This window comes from Bartonella sp. OC16QHHD, assembly GCF_042194035.1.
Lineage (GTDB): Bacteria > Pseudomonadota > Alphaproteobacteria > Rhizobiales > Rhizobiaceae > Bartonella.
In genome coordinates, this window is the sequence record NZ_JBHIMJ010000048.1 from 1 (window position 1) to 3,453 (window position 3,453).

Here is a 3,453-nt window from a genome sequence, read left to right on the forward strand (position 1 = left end):
TTCATCAGAATTTATAAACACTGGTTTATTCACAAATGCCTCCATACAGCCTATTGGCAAAAGTTATTTTCTAAGATATGGGAGATAAATATATGCAAAAAGTGCAAGTGTCAACATAAAAATGTAAAAAGTGCATATTTATGCTAGATATGTTTTTTTAAAAAGTGCACTATCCACAATTTATGGAGATACAAAATGCAAATAGCGGAACAAGATTCTAATCTTTTAAAAGGGTTTTCTCAGAAAGAAAAGGAAACTATAACTTATCTTTTGATTGCCTTAAAAACTCAATATATAAAATCACAGACTTCTTGTTTTCTTCAGAAAGATCACGATAAAAATTCATAAATTCTTGATCAACATCATTGAAGAAATTGGGGGGGGCTCGTTAAAAAACTCAGCTATTTTAACTAATTCCCCAATACTTATGCTTCTTGATTTTCCATTTTTGTAAGGATTAATCATTCTGCTTATAGTGGATTGATGGATTCCCAAGTAGGCGGCTAGTTCTATTTGAGCACCGTGTCCGCGCTCGTCTAATTTTTTTTCTAGCCATTGTTGGATACTTTTTTCAATATTGCTACTCATAATTTAAATATTATCCCTAAAAATACGTAAAATGCAAAAATGTGAAAGGTGCATTTTTTGTTGACATATGTAAAAAGTGCAATTATTTATTGTGCTGTTATGGAGATTACATATGCCTTCGAGATTAATTATAAAATATTTAGGTGGTTTCAAAACTGTAGCAACCATAGTGCAAAGAGATGTGTCATCTGTTTATAGATGGCGTGACATACCAGCAAAACACCAGCAAAAAATTTTAGATTACGCACGTGATCATGGGATAGATTTGCGTCCAGAAGATTTTTTTTATCCCGAGCGCTTGCAGAGATTAATGCAAGAGCAACACCCCCCAATGTCGAAAATTTGCAAGAGCTGCGGTGTTGATCACACCGGAGAAACTTTACAGCATTAAGGAGACAAAGATGGCTGTAGAAAAGAAATATGAGTTCACACGCCAAGGAATAACGCTTTATCCTGATAAGAATAATTCACATGGTATTGTAATGCTTCGTCGCATACGGGCACTGAGAGACTTTGGAAGAGTCAAGAAAGGTGATCTTGGTGGTTTTATAGAGCATGAAGGTAACCTATCACATGAGGGTGATTGTTGGGTAGCTGGTTCGGATAGATCTTTTAGTGATGGGTATGTTTTTGGCAATGCTCGTGTTTTTGGAGATGCCCGTGTTGGTGGCATGGCACGTGTTTTTGGGCGTGCACAAGTATACGGTTGTGCAGATGTTTCTAATTGTGTGTATGTTTATGATTATGCAAAGATTTATGGTAATGCGGAGGTTTATGGTCGTGATACCCATGTTTATGGTAAGGCGCAAATTTATGAGAATGCTTCAGTAAAAGGCAAAGCAGAAGTTTACGGCAATTCTCGCATTTATGGGGATGCTAAGGTTTACAACAAAGCACGTGTCTACGGTCAAGCCAAGGTTTTTGGTAATGCCGAAGTTTTCAATCAATCTAAAGTTTATGACAATGCGTTAGTTCACGGGCATGCCAAGATTAGAGAGAATGCCAAGATTTACGGCAATGCCGATGTTTGTGACTATGAAGATTTTCGCGATAACGACGAAGTTTACATGCGTAAACACGTTTCATATAGCACAAACGAAGCGCATAAGAATGATGATGGTAAGCCTCGTGTAGAGCTTATACCGCCGTTGGCACTGCTTGAAATTGGTAAAGTTTTAGAGTTTGGGGCAAAGAAGTACGGAGCAAACAATTGGCGTAATGGCATGCACTGGAGCAGGTTACACGGTGCTGCTTTACGTCATTTATTAGCATGGTTTGGTGGAGAGCATAAGGATGCTGAGAGTGATTTATCACACTTGGCACATGCGGCTTGTTGCATTCTTTTTTTAATGGAATGCGAAGCACAACAGATTGGTCATGATGACCGCCCTCATAAAAATTAAAGGAGATAAAGATGAGTTCGAATGAGATTTTATGGATAGCAGTGGTTTCAGTTTTGCTCTTAAGCGGAGTGATGTTTCGTATTGCTTTGTATTATCGCGCGCAGGTTAAGGCTCTTTCAGAGGAGATTCAATATCTTATGGCAAGAGTAAAAAAGGTAAATACTGATTTTATATTAGGGAATAGAAATATGATTTATGAATGTGATGCGGATATAGGAAAGTCTGCAGCAGAAATTAAACAACTGAAGCAAGAGATTGAAGAACTAAAACAAAGTATAGATGCGTATCGAGAAGAGTTTACACGGAAAAGTGAAAAGATACGGACACTAAAAGCAGATGTTCAATCACGTGATACGGAAATTAAAGAACTTAAACAAAGATTGAAGAACGTGACAAGGAAATTAAACAACTGAAGCAAGAGCTTAAGCAGCGTGATGAAGCAGTAAAAGCGCCGCTTCATAAGAATAAGAAGAGTAAGAAGAAGGGTAAGTGAGGAGATAGAGATGAGTTTAGTAGCAACAGTTCTTTCTATAACTACCAATCTATATTTGCTTTATGAGGTTTATCACTATTTTAAACAGGCAGGAGAGCTTAGGGATGAGATAATTAAACAAAAAAGAATAATATGGGATCTAGAGGATAAACTTAGGAAGAATGAGGGGATAAGAAATAGGTCCAAAAAGAAGCTTTAATTGTTTTATTTTTGGTTCTATTCATCATTACAATAGGAACCAAGATAAAAATTAGCTTTGAGTGTTTTGGTTGGATAATTTGGAGAAGTATGTTCTACAATGACATTTATAGGCTGTATTTTAGATGGATTGCACATTGCAAAAATGAGTAAAAATGTCAGTTCACTTTCACCCTTGATACTAAATAGATCACACCACTCATTTTGGATTGGGTTTAGTTCAGGAGTTATCAAGTTGACGTGTTTTTCTTGCGTTTTAATGAAGATGTCTTCTGTTTGTTTGTGCAATTCTAAGTTGGATTTAAGATATGAAACATGAACAAATTCAAAGGAGCTCTTTTTATCTATCCATATATGATTCAATCTAATCATCTGTTTTGTAGGATTATAGAAAGTTACTTGTAAATGAACCAGCGGTTTTGTGATTACCCTGAGAACGCTTTTTTTTGATGGGATAACACTATGATATTTTGGTTGGGAAATATGTCTCAGTTCCAATTTGGAGCCTAGTCTTCGTTCTTCTTGCTCTTTGTACTTAGTATAAACTGAAAAAATTGTGCGGACAAGATTAAGAAGCATTTACTCTCCTATTCCGGAAATAATTACTGCTGAGTGCTTTTATAAAACACGTTTTGTATGGAGTGGTGTGGTGAATAGCACGATTCTTTGTTTTGATCTAGGTACGAAGATGGGGTGGGCGATACGTGGTGCAAGTGGTGACATGTTCAGTGGTACCGTGAATTTTCAATCGCGCCGTTTTGAAGGCGGTGG

The 3,453-nt window shown here is 36.7% G+C and carries 6 protein-coding genes; 4 read left to right on the plus strand and 2 right to left on the minus strand.

Going from position 1 to position 3,453, the window contains the following annotated elements; genetic code table 11:
• Positions 1 to 342: 342 nt before the first annotated feature.
• Positions 343 to 588: a helix-turn-helix domain-containing protein gene (locus tag ACFIK1_RS05200; RefSeq protein ID WP_375662240.1), complete on the minus strand. Its 246-nt coding sequence runs from the start codon at positions 586 to 588 to the stop codon at positions 343 to 345.
• Between the two features lie 112 nt (positions 589 to 700).
• Here ACFIK1_RS05200 and ACFIK1_RS05205 point away from each other — a divergent pair, with 112 nt between their 5' ends.
• The 4 genes from ACFIK1_RS05205 to ACFIK1_RS05220 all read left to right on the plus strand — a co-directional run bounded on the left by ACFIK1_RS05205 (position 701) and on the right by ACFIK1_RS05220 (position 2,683).
• Complete coding sequence (locus ACFIK1_RS05205; protein WP_375662241.1) at positions 701 to 979, plus strand: hypothetical protein; 279 nt, start codon at positions 701 to 703, stop codon at positions 977 to 979.
• Positions 980 to 1,655: 676 nt separating this feature from the next.
• Positions 1,656 to 1,991: a dATP/dGTP diphosphohydrolase domain-containing protein gene (locus ACFIK1_RS05210; RefSeq protein WP_375662244.1), complete on the plus strand. Its 336-nt coding sequence runs from the start codon at positions 1,656 to 1,658 to the stop codon at positions 1,989 to 1,991.
• Positions 1,992 to 2,002: 11 nt separating this feature from the next.
• Positions 2,003 to 2,404, plus strand: coding sequence for a hypothetical protein (locus tag ACFIK1_RS05215; RefSeq protein WP_375662242.1), 402 nt, complete (start codon positions 2,003 to 2,005; stop codon positions 2,402 to 2,404).
• A gap of 90 nt (positions 2,405 to 2,494) precedes the next feature.
• Complete coding sequence (locus ACFIK1_RS05220) at positions 2,495 to 2,683, plus strand: hypothetical protein (RefSeq protein WP_375618849.1); 189 nt, start codon at positions 2,495 to 2,497, stop codon at positions 2,681 to 2,683.
• A gap of 17 nt (positions 2,684 to 2,700) precedes the next feature.
• Here ACFIK1_RS05220 and ACFIK1_RS05225 read toward each other — a convergent pair whose 3' ends face one another.
• Entirely contained in the window at positions 2,701 to 3,261 is a 561-nt protein-coding gene (locus ACFIK1_RS05225; protein WP_375662243.1) for a hypothetical protein, read from the minus strand.
• Positions 3,262 to 3,453: the final 192 nt, after the last annotated feature.

Excerpts from the sequence above, each read along its gene's own strand:
- ACFIK1_RS05200 (WP_375662240.1), bottom strand. The coding sequence starts at position 588 with ATGAGTAGCAATATTGAAAAAAGTATCCAACAATGGCTAGAAAAAAAA.
- ACFIK1_RS05205 (WP_375662241.1), top strand. The coding sequence starts at position 701 with ATGCCTTCGAGATTAATTATAAAATATTTAGGTGGTTTCAAAACTGTA.
- ACFIK1_RS05210 (WP_375662244.1), top strand. The coding sequence starts at position 1,656 with ATGCGTAAACACGTTTCATATAGCACAAACGAAGCGCATAAGAATGAT.
- ACFIK1_RS05215 (WP_375662242.1), top strand. The coding sequence starts at position 2,003 with ATGAGTTCGAATGAGATTTTATGGATAGCAGTGGTTTCAGTTTTGCTC.
- ACFIK1_RS05220 (WP_375618849.1), top strand. The coding sequence starts at position 2,495 with ATGAGTTTAGTAGCAACAGTTCTTTCTATAACTACCAATCTATATTTG.
- ACFIK1_RS05225 (WP_375662243.1), bottom strand. The coding sequence starts at position 3,261 with ATGCTTCTTAATCTTGTCCGCACAATTTTTTCAGTTTATACTAAGTAC.